The sequence below is a fragment of the Marinobacter sp. NSM genome, from assembly GCF_052380025.1.
Taxonomy (GTDB): Bacteria; Pseudomonadota; Gammaproteobacteria; order Pseudomonadales; family Oleiphilaceae; genus Marinobacter.
This window is the reverse complement of the sequence record NZ_JBQTCK010000008.1, coordinates 60,655-74,218: the sequence shown is the minus strand read 5'-3', so window position 1 is coordinate 74,218 and position 13,564 is coordinate 60,655. Positions and strand designations below refer to the sequence as shown.

General features: G+C 58.9%; 11 protein-coding genes. 5 read left to right on the top strand and 6 right to left on the bottom strand.

Annotated elements, in window-relative coordinates:
- Positions 1-42: 42 nt before the first annotated feature.
- Together ACTZWX_RS15850 and ACTZWX_RS15845 are read right to left on the bottom strand one after the other, a co-directional pair.
- Positions 43-1,413: a solute carrier family 23 protein gene (locus ACTZWX_RS15850; RefSeq protein WP_354444125.1), complete on the bottom strand. Its 1,371-nt coding sequence runs from the start codon at positions 1,411-1,413 to the stop codon at positions 43-45.
- Between the two features lie 93 nt (positions 1,414-1,506).
- The gene (locus ACTZWX_RS15845; RefSeq protein WP_444714742.1) at positions 1,507-3,135 is read right to left on the bottom strand and encodes an acyl-CoA synthetase; all 1,629 of its coding nucleotides are present in this window, start codon (positions 3,133-3,135) and stop codon (positions 1,507-1,509) included.
- A 149-nt stretch (positions 3,136-3,284) separates the two neighbouring features.
- Here ACTZWX_RS15845 and ACTZWX_RS15840 point away from each other — a divergent pair, with 149 nt between their 5' ends.
- On the top strand, positions 3,285-4,775 hold the full coding sequence (locus tag ACTZWX_RS15840; protein WP_444714741.1) for a sensor histidine kinase: 1,491 nt from the start codon (positions 3,285-3,287) through the stop codon (positions 4,773-4,775).
- Positions 4,776-4,781: 6 nt separating this feature from the next.
- A complete protein-coding gene (locus ACTZWX_RS15835) occupies positions 4,782-5,438 on the top strand; it encodes a response regulator transcription factor (RefSeq protein WP_152437642.1) in 657 nt (218 codons plus the stop codon).
- Here ACTZWX_RS15835 and ACTZWX_RS15830 read toward each other — a convergent pair.
- A complete protein-coding gene (locus ACTZWX_RS15830; RefSeq protein WP_354444133.1) occupies positions 5,419-6,846 on the bottom strand; it encodes an aminotransferase-like domain-containing protein in 1,428 nt (475 codons plus the stop codon). The two genes, ACTZWX_RS15835 and ACTZWX_RS15830, sit on opposite strands and share 20 nt — an antisense overlap.
- 203 nt (positions 6,847-7,049) lie before the next feature.
- On the opposite strand from ACTZWX_RS15830, the gene ACTZWX_RS15825 reads away from it, so the two are divergent.
- Genes ACTZWX_RS15825 through ACTZWX_RS15815 form a run of 3 tightly spaced genes read left to right on the top strand, consistent with a single transcriptional unit; the run spans position 7,050 to position 9,394 of the window.
- Positions 7,050-7,355 carry a hypothetical protein gene (locus ACTZWX_RS15825; protein WP_444714740.1) on the top strand — a complete coding sequence of 102 codons (306 nt, stop codon included), beginning with the start codon at positions 7,050-7,052 and terminating at the stop codon, positions 7,353-7,355.
- The gene (locus tag ACTZWX_RS15820) at positions 7,352-8,158 is read left to right on the top strand and encodes a PhzF family phenazine biosynthesis protein (protein WP_444714739.1); all 807 of its coding nucleotides are present in this window, start codon (positions 7,352-7,354) and stop codon (positions 8,156-8,158) included. Before ACTZWX_RS15825 ends, ACTZWX_RS15820 begins: the two co-directional genes overlap by 4 nt.
- Before the next feature lie 45 nt (positions 8,159-8,203).
- Positions 8,204-9,394 carry an NAD(P)/FAD-dependent oxidoreductase gene (locus ACTZWX_RS15815; RefSeq protein ID WP_444714738.1) on the top strand — a complete coding sequence of 397 codons (1,191 nt, stop codon included), beginning with the start codon at positions 8,204-8,206 and terminating at the stop codon, positions 9,392-9,394.
- 6 nt (positions 9,395-9,400) lie between these two features.
- Here ACTZWX_RS15815 and ACTZWX_RS15810 read toward each other — a convergent pair whose 3' ends face one another.
- From ACTZWX_RS15810 to ACTZWX_RS15800, 3 genes are read right to left on the bottom strand one after another with little or no spacing between them, the layout of a single operon-like run.
- Positions 9,401-10,960 (bottom strand): phospholipase D family protein, encoded by a 1,560-nt coding sequence (locus tag ACTZWX_RS15810; protein ID WP_444714737.1) that lies wholly within the window; start codon positions 10,958-10,960, stop codon positions 9,401-9,403.
- Between the two features lie 17 nt (positions 10,961-10,977).
- A complete protein-coding gene (locus ACTZWX_RS15805) occupies positions 10,978-11,904 on the bottom strand; it encodes a universal stress protein (RefSeq protein WP_444714736.1) in 927 nt (308 codons plus the stop codon).
- Between the two features lie 2 nt (positions 11,905-11,906).
- Complete coding sequence (locus ACTZWX_RS15800) at positions 11,907-13,394, bottom strand: SulP family inorganic anion transporter (protein WP_444714735.1); 1,488 nt, start codon at positions 13,392-13,394, stop codon at positions 11,907-11,909.
- Positions 13,395-13,564 lie beyond the last annotated feature (170 nt).

Below are 13,564 nucleotides of genomic sequence, written 5' to 3'. Positions count from 1 at the left end.
TGGGTTGGTGCCGCCATCGTCATAACGGCACCGGGTTTAGTGTTACTCGCTCTTCTCGGCGCCCGGGGCCTCCGGGTCAGAGGTAAACTTCAGCAGATGCGTACGCTCAATCAGGTAGTAGAGGATGGCACCGGTGGCCAGGCCCCAGCCTGCACCGTACACCGCCAGGACCACACCCATGGTGCCGGCAATGCCTCGCTCGGTGTTGTTCTCCAGTTGCTCCAGGCCCACCATCAGACAGATGTAACCGGTCAGCAGCAGGGTCAGCGACAGCGCAATCGGCAGAACCGGCTGGAAAAAGCTCACCAGCGGCAGAACAAACAGCGCGATAAAGCCGGTAATCCAGAAGGTGCCACCACCACTGTAAATGGAATCCATGGCGTTGCGGCCGTACTTGTAGCGCTCTGCCATGGTGGCCGTGACCGCCGTCCAGATCGGGCCTGCCAGGCCAGGGTACGGAGCGAAGAAGGCGTGGCCACCATTTCGGATAGCGGTTACCAGGTGAACACGGTCGATGCTGTTGTCGATGTCTTCATCTTTACGCAGGTGGTCCACACGATTCATCAGGGACTGACCCACGACGATATCGCCGAAGGCAATCACGTAAGCGATGACAGCGGTCGGAATCGCATACAGGAAGATATTCAGATCCGGGAAGCCAACGGTAAATGGCAGGTAGTTCCACAGTTGATCAAAAGCGGGCTTGGTGATACCCCACTGCACATCCGGTACGGCGTATTCACCAGTGGCAAAACCTACCAGAATGGCAACAACCATACCCGGTACCATGCCGTAGTTGGCAATCTTGCGAGCGATGTTGCTCTTGTCAACGAAACCCTTGAAAGACACTGAAAACATCAGGTACAGACAGACCAGGCCACCGACAATCAGGGAGATTGGCGTGTTGGCCAGACGACCACCGGCTTCGATTTCACCCATCAGGGCCGCAATACCGGCACCGATAATGATCCCGCCCTTCATGGAGCGTGGAATCCACTCAACCAGTTTACTGCCCAGGCGGGTAACACCCAGAACCAGGAAGATCAGGAACACCAGGAACTGCAAGGCGAACAGCGCCTGGATTGCCTCAGGGCCGGGCTCGTAGTCCGAGAGGAACAGCAAAACCACAGGAATGCCCGGGGTAATCCAGCCGGGGACCAGGGGCACGCCCAGCAGGGCCGGCAGCATGAAGCCAATACCGCAGATAACCACATAAGCCAGGGCAACCTCGTAAGGCACACCAAGGTAGGTTTCAAGCAGGGGAATCATCGCCAGGCTGACCACAAACATGATCAGGGCCTGGACCATCTCCGCGAACTCCCAGCGATAGTGGACGAACGGCAAACGGATCTTGAAGGGGCCGGCCGGCCAGAACGGCTGTTCTTCGCCGTTTTTTCTGTGGAACATTTGCATTACATTACCTCCGCGCACACCGGTTTAGGGTGCCAGTCAATGTTGTTTTTGTGACGAGGTGTGGCGGCACCGAAGGGTGCCGCCGTTCGGGGATCAATTCAGCTCTTTGGCCTGGTCCCGCAGTACGAATTTCTGGATCTTGCCGGTGGATGTTTTCGGCAGTTCCGAGAAGACCACGGTTTTGGGCACCTTGAATCGTGCCAGGTGCTCGCGGCAGAAATTGATGATTTCTTCTTCAGACACATCCCCTGCCTCTGGCTTGAGGGTGATGAAGGCACAGGGCGTTTCACCCCATTTCTCATCCGGCCGGGCAACCACCGCAGCTTCCATCACCGCCGGGTGGCGGTAAAGGGTGTCTTCCACCTCGATGGTGGAGATGTTCTCACCACCGGAGATGATGATGTCTTTCAGGCGGTCTTTAATTTCCATGTAGCCGTCTTCGTGCCACACGGCCAGGTCACCGGTGTGGAACCAACCACCCCGGAAGGCTTCTTCCGTGGCACTCGGGTTCTTCAGGTAACCTTTCATCACGGTGTTGCCGCGCAGGAAGATCTCGCCAATGGTCTTGCCGTCTTTCGGGACCGGCTGCATGGTGTTGGGGTCAGCCACCATGGTACCGCCCAGGGTGTGATAACGAACGCCCTGGCGCGCCTTGATCTGGGCACGCTCACGTAACGGCAGCTCATCCCATTCCGACTTCCAGGCACACACGGTTACCGGGCCGTACACTTCAGTCAGACCGTAAACGTGAGTCACCTTGATGCCCATTTCCTCAATGGAGCCAATCACCTGGGCAGGGGGCGCTGCGCCGGCGGTCATGGACTTCACTTCGTGATCAATACCCGCCTTGGCTTCTGGCGAGGCATTCAGCAGCGCGTTCAGAACAATCGGAGCGCCACACATGTGGGTAACCTGGTGGTCACGGATCAGCTGCAGGATCTTCTCAGGGTCTACCCGGCGCAGGCACACGTGGGTACCGGCCATGGCGGTAATCGTCCAGGGGAAACACCAGCCGTTGCAGTGGAACATCGGCAGGGTCCACAGGTACACCGGGTGCATGTCCATGGACCAAACAGTCTGGTTACCCAGGGCATTGATGTAGGCGCCGCGGTGGTGATAAACCACACCTTTGGGGTTACCCGTGGTGCCGGAGGTGTAGTTCAGGGAAATGGCATCCCACTCATCGGCCGGGAAGCTCCACTGAAACTCGGGGTCACCCTCTTGCAGGAAGGCTTCGTAATCGAGGTCGCTGACCTGGACACCCTCACCGTACTCAGGATCGTCCACATCAATCACCAGGGGCTTGTGCTCAAGGTGACGAACCGCATCTCTAACTACCTGGCCGAATTCGCGGTCGGCAATCACGACTTTCGCCTCACCATGCTCCAGCATGAAGGCAATGGCCTCGGCATCCAGGCGCACGTTCAGGGTGTTCAGTACTGCGCCGATCATGGGCACACCAAAGTGGCATTCCACCATGGCCGGAATGTTAGGCAGCATCACCGCCACGGTATCGCCCCGGCCGATACCCCGGCCTTTCAGGGCAGAGGCCAGGCGCAGGCAACGGTCGTAGGTTTCTGCCCAGTTGCGACGGATGGCACCATGGATGATGGCCGGATAGTCCGGATACACACTGGCGGTGCGCTCGATAAAATCAATGGGGGACTGAACTGCGTAGTTGGCATCCCGGGGCGCAAGGCCTTGGTCGAAGATCGAAGTCATTGGCGTGGTCCTCTAACTCAGATGTTGTTCTTATGGCATATTCAGAAGAATAGCCAAAGCAGCTATACTTCAAATTGCCCGAGATGGTAGAAGATAGAAAAAATACTAGAAACTCTACCATGGTATTATAGGATAATTGCTATAACTTTATGGCCAACAGAAAGAACTCCAGTAGTTTCAGCCAACTAATACCCAATGATCCGCAGCCGACTCTCATTGTCAGTCGCAAATTAGAGGTGCTGGCCAGCAATAAAGCTGCTGATACCCTGACACTCCAAGCAAAGCTGAACCGCCCGGAACAGTTGTTGCCGATAAACGCGACGGCTCTGGCCAACTCGGCCCTGGACCAGGCGCGGGCCATTGAAGCCGTGGAATCCCGGTTTGCCGACCACATCTTCCTGTGGAGTTTCATTCCGGACTTAGAGAACCAGCAGGTACTGGTTCGGGGCCGGAACGCCACCAACGATATTCTTTCCCTGGAAGAGGCCGTTCGCTCCAACCGCCTGTACCGGCTGATTACCGAGAACACCACAGATCTGATATCCCGGCACGCTCCGGACGGGCGCTTCATTGATGCAACCCCGGCGTCCTGGCGCCTGCTCGGCTATTGGCCTGAAGAGCTTCGGGGCAAGGCACTGGAGGAGGTATTCCGGGGTGACAACGTGGCCGAGCAACTGGCCCTGACCCGCCACCGGCTGCGGGAAGACGGCTACGCCACCATGACGCTGGAGATTATTCACCGCAACGGAAGCCGCCGCTGGTTCGAGATTGCCAGCCGCGCCATCCGGGAGACCTATACCGGCGCAGTGGTGGAGGTGATCAGTGTATCCCGTGACATCACCGCCCGGGTGGAGTCCGAGGAGCAGAACCGGCTGCTGGCAGATGAACTGGCCCACACTGCCCGCCTGGCCACCCTGGGTGAGCTGGCCTCCAGCATTGCCCATGAGATGAATCAACCACTGGCGTCGATCGTGAATTTCGCGTCCGCCAGCCAGCGCTTTCTCAAAGAAGCGGACAAACATCCCGAGAAGCTGCTGAAAGTTGACGACGGCCTTCAGAAGATCGTGCACCACGCCAATCGGGCATCCGAAGTGATCAAACGCCTTCGAGCGTTCCTGCGCAAAGGCCAGAAGCGCATGGGGCCGGTATCCCTGAATTCGGTGATTACCGAGGTTGCCCGTCTTTGCCAATGGGAAGCGGAGAAGAACGGCGTCCGGATCTATGAAAACCTGGCCGCAGACTCCCCCACTATCACCGCAGACCCGGTGTTGCTTGAACAGGTGTTGATCAACCTGATCCGGAACGGCATCGATGCCAATGTGGAAGCCGGGGCAGGCAAAGACAGTGCAGGCCCCTCCCGGATCGTGGTCAGCACCTGCGTCAACGACCAACAGGAAACCCTGATTCAGGTCATCGATGAGGGCCCGGGGCTGGACGACGAAGGCATCCGCCAGATGTTCCAGCCGTTCTACACCAGCAAGGCCAAGGGGCTGGGACTTGGGCTGTCCATGAGCCGTTCCATCATTGAGGGATTTGGCGGCTTTCTGGACGCTACCCGCACAGACACCGGCGGCCTTTCGCTGATCTGCCGCTTCCCCCCCGGCAACACCCGATGCACCCCAAAATCAACCCAGGAGTAAGCCCCGATGTCTGGTACCACCCAGTCAAACGCCAACACCGTTTACGTAGTTGATGACGATGCCGGTATGCTGGAGTCCACCCAATGGCTGCTGGAATCGGTCGGGCTTGAAGTCAAAGCCTACAGTGATGGTCGGCAGTTTCTCGACGCCGTGGAAGGCCAACGCCCCGGTTGCGTGATTCTGGATATCCGGATGCCCGGCCTTGGCGGGCTGAATGTTCAGGAAGAACTGCAAAAACGGGGGCTGGAGATTCCGATCATTTTTGTCTCCGGCCACGCCGACGTGCCCATCGTGGTCCGTGCCTTCAAATCCGGCGCCTTCGACTTTATCGAGAAGCCTTTCAACGAGCAGCTACTGCTGGACAGCGTGCAGCAGGCGCTGCAGGCACCCGCCGAGCCCGAGCCACCCGTTCGATCCGATGCCGATACCGAAGCGCTGATCAGCACCCTCACCCGCCGGGAACGGGATGTCTTTCTGCCCCTGGCCCAAGGCTACACCAGCAAGGAAATCGCCGAACAACTGGACGTCAGCGTCAAAACCATCGACCTGTATCGGGCCAGGGTAATGAAACGCCTGGGCGCCGAGCGGCTGCCGGATGTCACCGGCATTGCCATCGCAGCGGGACTGCTGAACCCGGCAAATCTCAGAACCGGTCCGGGCTGACCCCGGACTGTACTTCCCGGGCGATGGCGCCCAGCCGATCAACCGCGGCTTCAATCCGGCCGGTCCAGGGATTGCCGCCGTTCAGCCGCAAGCAATTGTCGAACTTGTTGGCGGTGGAGAACATCAGCCCCGGGGCCACGTTGATGTTTTCCCTCCGGGCCCGTTGGTAAACCTCGGTACCCGACACCCCCTCCGGCAGCTGAACCCAGAGCACAAATCCGCCCTGGGGCCGGCTCACCGCTGTCCCTTCCGGAAAAGTTCTGGCAATGGCCGAGCGAAGCCGGTCTGTTGACTCTTTGTAGTGCTGCCGGGCCGAGCGGAGGTAACGGTCATAGCCACCCTGTTCCAGGAAATGGGCCACCGCCAGTTGTGGGATGGTCGATGTCGCCAGATTCACGAAATACTTGTGCTGCCGGGCGGCGGCCATATGTCGGCCAGGGATCATCCAGCCAAGCCGAAGGCCCGGCGAGATGGTTTTGGAGAAGGAGCTGCAGTAAATCACGTTGTCGGCCTGGTCAAAGGCCTTGGCCGGGCGCGGGCGCTCGCCGGTATGGAAAAGGTCGCCGTAGATATCGTCTTCAATCAACGGCACCCCGGCGGCCGCCAGCATGGAAACCAGCTGTTGTTTGCGCTCGTCGCTCATCCGGGCACCCATGGGATTGCTGTGGTTTGGCACCACCACGCAGGCTTTCAAGGGCCACTGTTCCAGGGCAAGCTGCAGGCCTTCCAGACTGATGCCGTCTGACGGATGGGTGGGGATTTCAATCACCCGCAGGCCCACCACTTCCAGCGCCTGCAGGATGCCGGGGAACGAGGGTGACTCCACGGCGACGATATCCCCGGGCTGGGTCACCGCCCGCAGGGCCAGAATGATGGCCTCCTGGGCTCCGTTGGTGGCCAGCACATCATCTGGTGCAACGGGCACTCCGATGGTGGCCATTCGCTGCGCAATCTGGCGCCGAAACGATTCCTTACCGGGAAACGCATAGTCGAGGGTTTCCAGGCCTCGCCTCGCCGCCCATAACGTGCTCTGCTGAATCTGCCGGACCGGCAGGTAGTCCGGGTGCGGAATGGCTGTGGCCAGAGGCACCATGCGCTTTTGTTCGTCGGCACACAGGTCCAGGGTCATTTCCCGGGCAGACACCGGTACCGGACGGCTGCGCTGTTCCGTCATTCTTGGTTCCGGCAAGTCTCGGGCTGGCCGGCGCACGAAATATCCGCTGCGTTCCCGGGCCTGCAGGTAACCACGTGCTTCCAGAGTCTGGTGGGCCTGTAGCACGGTTGAAATACTGACACCGAACTGCCGGCTCAATACCCGCACACCAGGCACACGCTCCCCTTCCCGGTATACACCATCAAGGATCAGCGCCTGGAGCTGGTCCGCCACCTGGTTGTAGAGCATTCCCATTTTTGTTCTCTCCAGTGCTGTCCTCTCTGCGTTCTATTCCAACAGAACCGGCGCCACGATGAGCAGTACAGTTTCCCAACTTTTCAGGCAGTACAGTTTCCATTTTTCTGCATCTGTACCGATTCAATAACACTGTATCTGAATCTGTTATGGAAATCCGATGAAACCAATAATGGTTCCTGAATCAGAAAAGGAGTTTCATCATGGCAACGGCAACCATCCCAAAACCCGACTCGCGTTCAACGCGCCCCGTTCACCGCGCCACCCGGAACGATGTGCTGGGTCTCTATGCCACAGAGGGCACGCCGGCCGCCGGCACACTGATGACAGCCCTGCAGGCCCTGGCCCGTGAGGGCATCCGTGTGATACCTGTTGGCAACCGTCACTGGGTTCTTCGGGGCGCCGCGCCGCTGCCCGAGATTCACTGTTACAGTGAGCAGGAGCTACATGGAATCTCAGTCTCACCAGCCAGACGCCTTTTACTAACAACCCACAAGGACAACCCATGAAGACCAATATCTACCAGGTGGATGCTTTTACCAATGAACTGTTCCGGGGAAACCCTGCGGCGGTGATGCCCCTGGACAGCTGGCTTCCGGAGCAACAGATGCAGGCCATCGCGCTGGAGAACAATTTGTCCGAGACCGCTTTCCTGGTGCCGCTCCCGGAGCAGGATGACGGCGACTTTCACGTGCGCTGGTTCACCCCGACAGTGGAGGTTCCCTTGTGCGGCCACGCCACCCTGGCCTCTGCCTGGGTGGTGTTCAATCGTCTTGACTGGCAGCGGGATACGGTTCGTTTCCAGTCGAAAAGCGGCCCCCTGGCGGTTACTCGCCGTTCCGATGACTGGCTGGAACTGGACTTTCCCAACCTGGCCTTTCAATCCGGGCCAACGCCAGAGTTAATCCGGAAAGCGCTGCCAAACGCCCCCGAGCGGGCGTTCTACGTGCCTAATGACACCAACTACATGGTGGTTCTGGACTCGGAAGCTGCGGTAACCAAAGCTGCCCCGAACCTGGCGTTGCTGGCAGAACTGGGCAATCAGGGGCTGATCGTTACCGCGCTGGGAACCCAGTGCGATTTCGTCAGCCGTTACTTCGCCCCCGGAGCGGGTATCGACGAGGATCCGGTAACCGGTTCCATCCACAGCGTGCTGGTGCCCTACTGGGCTGAACAGCTCGGCAAACAAACCCTGGAAGCCCGCCAACTCTCTGCACGCGGTGGCGTTCTGCGATGCGAGCTCAGAGGTGACCGGGTAGCCATCGCCGGCCAGGCGGCGTTTTATATGGAAGGGTCCGTTTACCTGCCCTGAGGCTGATATACTGCCCGCCATTTTCAATTAGTGGTGGGCAGCTCTATGGCAGATTCAACATCCCGGTACGATGTCATCATCATCGGCGCAGGCGCTGCCGGGTTGATGTGCGCGGCCACCGCCGGTTATCGCGGCCGCAAGGTGCTGGTGATCGACCATGCCAACAAGCCGGGCAAGAAAATCCTGATGTCTGGCGGTGGCCGCTGCAATTTCACCAACCTGAACAGCACACCTGCGAACTTTCTCTCAGACAACCCGCACTACTGCATCTCGGCCCTGAAGCGCTATACGCCGCAGGATTTTGTAGAGCTGGTGGACCGTCACGGGGTGGAGTATGAAGAGAAAGCGCCGGGGCAACTGTTCTGCAAAGACAGCGCAAAGGACATTCTCAATGTGCTGCTGACCGAGTGCGAATGGGCCGGCGCCGAGATCCGTATGAACACGTCGGTGTCCGGCATCCGCCAGCAGGGCTCCGGTTTTTCCCTGAAGACCAGCGGCGGCACACTCGGTTGCGAATCCCTGATTGTCGCCTGTGGTGGACTATCGATTCCCACCATGGGTGCCACTGGATTCGGTTACGAGATTGCCAAACAGTTTGGCTTGAGCGTGCTGCCCACCCGCGCGGGGCTGGTGCCCTTCACCCTGCACCCGGAGCTGAAACAGCAACTGGCGCCGTTATCTGGCGTTAGCTGCCCTGTCGATGCCCACTGCCACCAGCAGCACTTCCGGGAACCCATGCTGGTAACCCATCGGGGCCTGAGCGGCCCCGCGATGCTGCAAGTATCCAGTTACTGGCAGCCGGGCGATGCGGTACACATCAACCTGTTGCCGGCTGAGAACATTCACGAAGACCTGCTGGCCCTGCGCAGCAGCAAGCCACAATCCACCATCGCGCACTATCTGAACCAGCACCTGCCGAAACGATTCGCCCAGGCATTCAACGAGCTGCACGGATGGAGCGGCCCCCTGCAGGGGTATCGCAACCAGGAACTGGAACAGGTTGCCGGCACGCTTGGCAACTGGACCATCAAGCCGGCAGGTACCGAGGGCTACAGAACCGCCGAAGTAACGCTGGGCGGAGTGGATACTCGCCAGCTATCCTCCAAAACCATGGCGGCCCTGGATCACCCGAACCTGTACTTTATCGGGGAAGTGGTGGACGTTACCGGCCACCTGGGCGGGCATAACTTCCAGTGGGCGTGGGCCTCCGGCGTGGCGGCGGGCAACGTGGCCTGAATGGCCTCAGAGATACTTCTCGATCGACAACCAGGACAACATCCGGGAAGCCGCCCGGCGCCAGAATCCGGTCTCGGGTTCCTGATAAACCTCCCCATCCCGGGATTGCCACACCAGGCTACCCTGCTCGTTCAGGCTCACCCGCCAGCTGTTCTCCGGCGCCATGGCGCGCTCAATATCTTCGGCTACCGCGCGCGCCAGTTGCGGACTGCGAATCACCAGCACCGTTTCGCCGTTGAGGTAGATAGAACGCAGGTTCACGTTAAACGAGCCAATAAACAGCGTTTCCCGGTCAAACACCACGGCTTTGGAATGCAGACTGACCACACCGCTATCGCAGGCCTGTTCGTTGGCCACCCAACGTTTACAGGCGGGTGCGTCGGGTCGCAGCTCGTGCAGGTCAAAGCCCTGCTCCAGCATCTCACGCCGCCAACGGGCGTAGCCGGAATGATTGGTGACCAGATCATTGGTGGCCAGCGAATTGGTGATCGCCGCCACCTTCAGCCCGTGGTTGCCCAGATTGTCCAGCCCGTTCAGCTGCTCGTCTGCCAGAATCAGGTAGGCAGACTCAATCAGAATTTCCTTGCGGGCCGATTCGATCAGATCAAACAGGGCCTTTGCGGTGTTTCGCGGTTTGTCTGCCGGCGCTTCCAGGTCTTCCGGTGGCGGATCGAACACCAGCTCGGCCTCCGCCTTCACCATGTCAGCGAACCACCCTGCCAGCAGGGATTCCGCCTGGTTCCTGCCCTGGGGTACCGACGCAGTAAAAGGCAGCGGCTCGGTGGTGGCACGGCTGAGTCCGGACAAGCGGTCACCCGCACGCTCCGATTCCGGCAGCTCATACAATTGCCCCAGCGGGTAGGACCACGGGCTTTGCCAGTAGGCCTCAAAGTTATCGGTCATGGCGCCAGCCAGCGGCCCGAGCACCATGACGTCGCGATCCCGGAAATTCAGTTCCAGGTGTTCATCAAAGTACTCATCGCCAATGTTGCGGCCGCCGGTGATCCCTACATTGCCATCCACCACAAAGGTCTTGTTGTGCATGCGCCGGTTGATGCGGTCGAAGTCGGTGATAAACGACAACCAACGGCCAACGCCCTTGCGGGAAGGAGAGGGATTGAAAATCCGGATGCTGATGGCAGGGTGGGCCTCCATCATGGCAAACAGGGATTCCTTGCCGGCCACATTGATGTCGTCCAGCAACAGGCGAACCTGCACGCCCCGGTCTGCAGCGGCTACCAGGCGGCCAGCCAGGTACCGGCCGCTGGCATCGTCGTTCCAGATGTAATATTGGGCATCAATGCGCTGACTGGCGGTTTCAATCAGGGCGCTGCGAACCACAAAGGCATCGCGGCCCGTGTCGAGCAGCCCAAACGCAGAGAGTCGGGATTCGGGATCAAGGTGCATCCGGCGCTGATCCGTTGTGAAGGAGTCTGCCACCGAGGATACCGCCAAAACCGGGCCATGGTCGACCGGCGGCAATCCCCTTGCGCAGCCGGCAAGCAGCCCCGCAAACAATAACAGGCTCAGCCTGGTGATCAACGGGACTACTTGCCGGGTCAGCATGGCCGGGGGATTCCTTGTCAGCGAATGATAACCAGTGGTTTTTTAGCGGTTTTCAGCATGGTTGTGGTGGTACTGCCCACCAGGAACTGGCGAATTCTGGAATGGCCGTAGGCGCCCATGACTAAAATGTCGATGTCATGTTCCGCCTGATACGCGTGCAATGTAGGCTCCACATCCCCCGCGCGAATGGCCAGGGTGATATCGACACCCAGCCCGGACAACATCTGCTCTGCCTGCTTGAGCTGTTCCCAGCGGTCGGCGGTATCCGGGCCAACCATCACCAGATGCAGGGGCATGCCTTTGAGTACCGGGCTCTGGGCAATCAGTTCCACCCCTCGGAAAGCGGTGGGGCTGCCGTCGAACGCCAGCATGGCACTTTTCGGCTCACTATAGTCATCCGGCACCAGCAGGATGGAGCGATGCACACTTCGGATGACGGTTTCCAGCTGGCTGCCGATGTGGATATCACGGTCAGAACTGCTTTCACCGTGCAGCCCCATCACAAACAGGCGGGTCTCTTTCTCAAGGGCCACCAGAGACTCAGTCAGATTACCGTGGCGCTGGCGCTTGACGGCCTCCTCCGCACCGGCGGCCTTCACCCTGGTTTCGGCTTCATCCAGCATGTGATGGCCGTGCTCCAGCGCCAGTTTGGCCCGCTTTCGGTCCAGTTGCGCAAGTTCGTCCAGCAACTGCTCACGGCTGCCAAGCCCGATGTTGCCCGCCAGATCCGGCTCCGCCGGGTAGCGTTCTTCGTCCAGAACATGCAAAAGCATCAGGGGCGTTTCCATGTGCCGGCTGGCCCAGGCTGCGTAATCGCATACTGCAGGTGCTGCCCGGGAGCCATCGATACAGGCCACTACTCGTAACATATCTGCCTCGCCTTGCTGGTCATTTTGATTTTTATTATGGCTTTGAATCATCGCGTTTTCTTTGGCCTCAGTCATGTTCAGTGCCCCATCAGGCTGTCGACAGCATCCGGCTTGTCATGCACGCCGAAGCGGTCAACGATGGTAGCACTGGCCTGATTCAGGCCAATCACCTCAACATCCGAACCTTCCCGGCGGAACTTGATCACCGCCTTGTCCAGGGCGCCAACCGCTGTGATGTCCCAGAAATGGGCACGGCTGAGGTCTATCACCACATTATCGACTGCTTCTTTGAAGTCAAAGGATTCCAGGAACTTTTCTGATGAACTGAAGAACACCTGGCCTACCACGGTGTAGCGGCGAGTGTCGGTGCTCTCATCCAGCTCGGATGTAACCAGCATGTAGTGACCCACTTTGTTGGCGAAGAACAGCGCCGCCAGCAGCACACCCGCCAAAACACCGAAGGCCAGGTTATGGGTCGCAACCACTACGACTACCGTCACCACCATAACAATGTTGGTGGACAAAGGGTGCTCTTTCAGGTTCTTGATGGAACCCCAGCTGAACGTACCGATGGATACCATGATCATAACCGCCACCAGTGCTGCCATCGGAATCTGCACCAGCCATTTATCCAGCACCAGAACCATAATCAACAGAAACACGCCTGCGGACAGGGTAGACAACCGGGTACGGCCACCGGATTTGATGTTGATGATGGACTGGCCAATCATCGCGCAGCCTGCCATGCCTCCCAGCAAACCAGAACCGATGTTGGCAATACCCTGGCCCTTGCACTCACGGTTACGATCGCTGTTGGTGTCGGTCAGGTCGTCCACAATCGTGGCGGTCATCATGGATTCCAGCAAGCCAACAACCGCCAGTGCGATAGAATAAGGCAGGATAATCATCAGGGTTTCGAGGTTCAGTGGCACATCAGGCCACAGAAAGATGGGCAAGGTGTCCGGTAGCTCGCCCATATCGCCGACAGTTCGGATATCCAGGTTCAGGGCCATGGCAACACCGGTCAGGACAACGATACAGATCAGTGGTGAGGGCAGAATCTTGCCGACCTTGGGCAACAGTGGAAACAGATAGATAATACCCAGCCCGGCCGCCGTCATGGCATAAACGTGCCAGGTCACGTTGGTGAGCTCCGGCAACTGGGCCATAAAGATCAGGATGGCCAGGGCATTCACAAACCCCGTGACCACAGACCGGGACACAAAGCGCATCAATCCACCCAGTTTAAGGTAGCCTGCGGCAATCTGGATCACACCTGTCAACAGGGTTGCCGCCAGCAGGTACTCAAGGCCATGCTCCCTGACCAGGGTCACCATCAGCAGGGCCATGGCACCGGTTGCCGCCGAGATCATGCCCGGCCGGCCGCCCACAAAGGCGATGATCACGGCGATACAGAAAGAGGCATACAACCCGACTTTCGGGTCTACGCCGGCAATGATGGAGAAGGCAATGGCTTCCGGAATCAGCGCGAGGGCAACAACGATACCGGCGAGCAGGTCGCCTCGAATATTGGAAAACCAGTTTTGCTTTAGTGATTGCACCATGATTGGGGATATCCAACTGAACAATGAAAAATAAACGGCTGCCATGCACTCGGGCACGGGCGGGTATCAGGAAACCTGAAAAGAAGTCTGGGCGAGGCCAGTTAAGGGAGCATGAACGCTATGGCGGAAGGATCGTCACGGTTATGGAATGCTTCGCTTTAATGAAAGTC

Bases quoted from the DNA above. Each gene is read 5' to 3' on its own strand.
- ACTZWX_RS15840 (WP_444714741.1), top strand. From the start codon at position 3,285: ATGGCCAACAGAAAGAACTCCAGTAGTTTCAGCCAACTAATACCCAAT.
- ACTZWX_RS15805 (WP_444714736.1), bottom strand. From the start codon at position 11,904: ATGACTGAGGCCAAAGAAAACGCGATGATTCAAAGCCATAATAAAAAT.
- ACTZWX_RS15825 (WP_444714740.1), top strand. From the start codon at position 7,050: ATGGCAACGGCAACCATCCCAAAACCCGACTCGCGTTCAACGCGCCCC.
- ACTZWX_RS15830 (WP_354444133.1), bottom strand. From the start codon at position 6,846: ATGGGAATGCTCTACAACCAGGTGGCGGACCAGCTCCAGGCGCTGATC.
- ACTZWX_RS15800 (WP_444714735.1), bottom strand. From the start codon at position 13,394: ATGGTGCAATCACTAAAGCAAAACTGGTTTTCCAATATTCGAGGCGAC.
- ACTZWX_RS15810 (WP_444714737.1), bottom strand. From the start codon at position 10,960: ATGCTGACCCGGCAAGTAGTCCCGTTGATCACCAGGCTGAGCCTGTTA.
- ACTZWX_RS15820 (WP_444714739.1), top strand. From the start codon at position 7,352: ATGAAGACCAATATCTACCAGGTGGATGCTTTTACCAATGAACTGTTC.
- ACTZWX_RS15835 (WP_152437642.1), top strand. From the start codon at position 4,782: ATGTCTGGTACCACCCAGTCAAACGCCAACACCGTTTACGTAGTTGAT.
- ACTZWX_RS15845 (WP_444714742.1), bottom strand. From the start codon at position 3,135: ATGACTTCGATCTTCGACCAAGGCCTTGCGCCCCGGGATGCCAACTAC.
- ACTZWX_RS15815 (WP_444714738.1), top strand. From the start codon at position 8,204: ATGGCAGATTCAACATCCCGGTACGATGTCATCATCATCGGCGCAGGC.
- ACTZWX_RS15850 (WP_354444125.1), bottom strand. From the start codon at position 1,413: ATGCAAATGTTCCACAGAAAAAACGGCGAAGAACAGCCGTTCTGGCCG.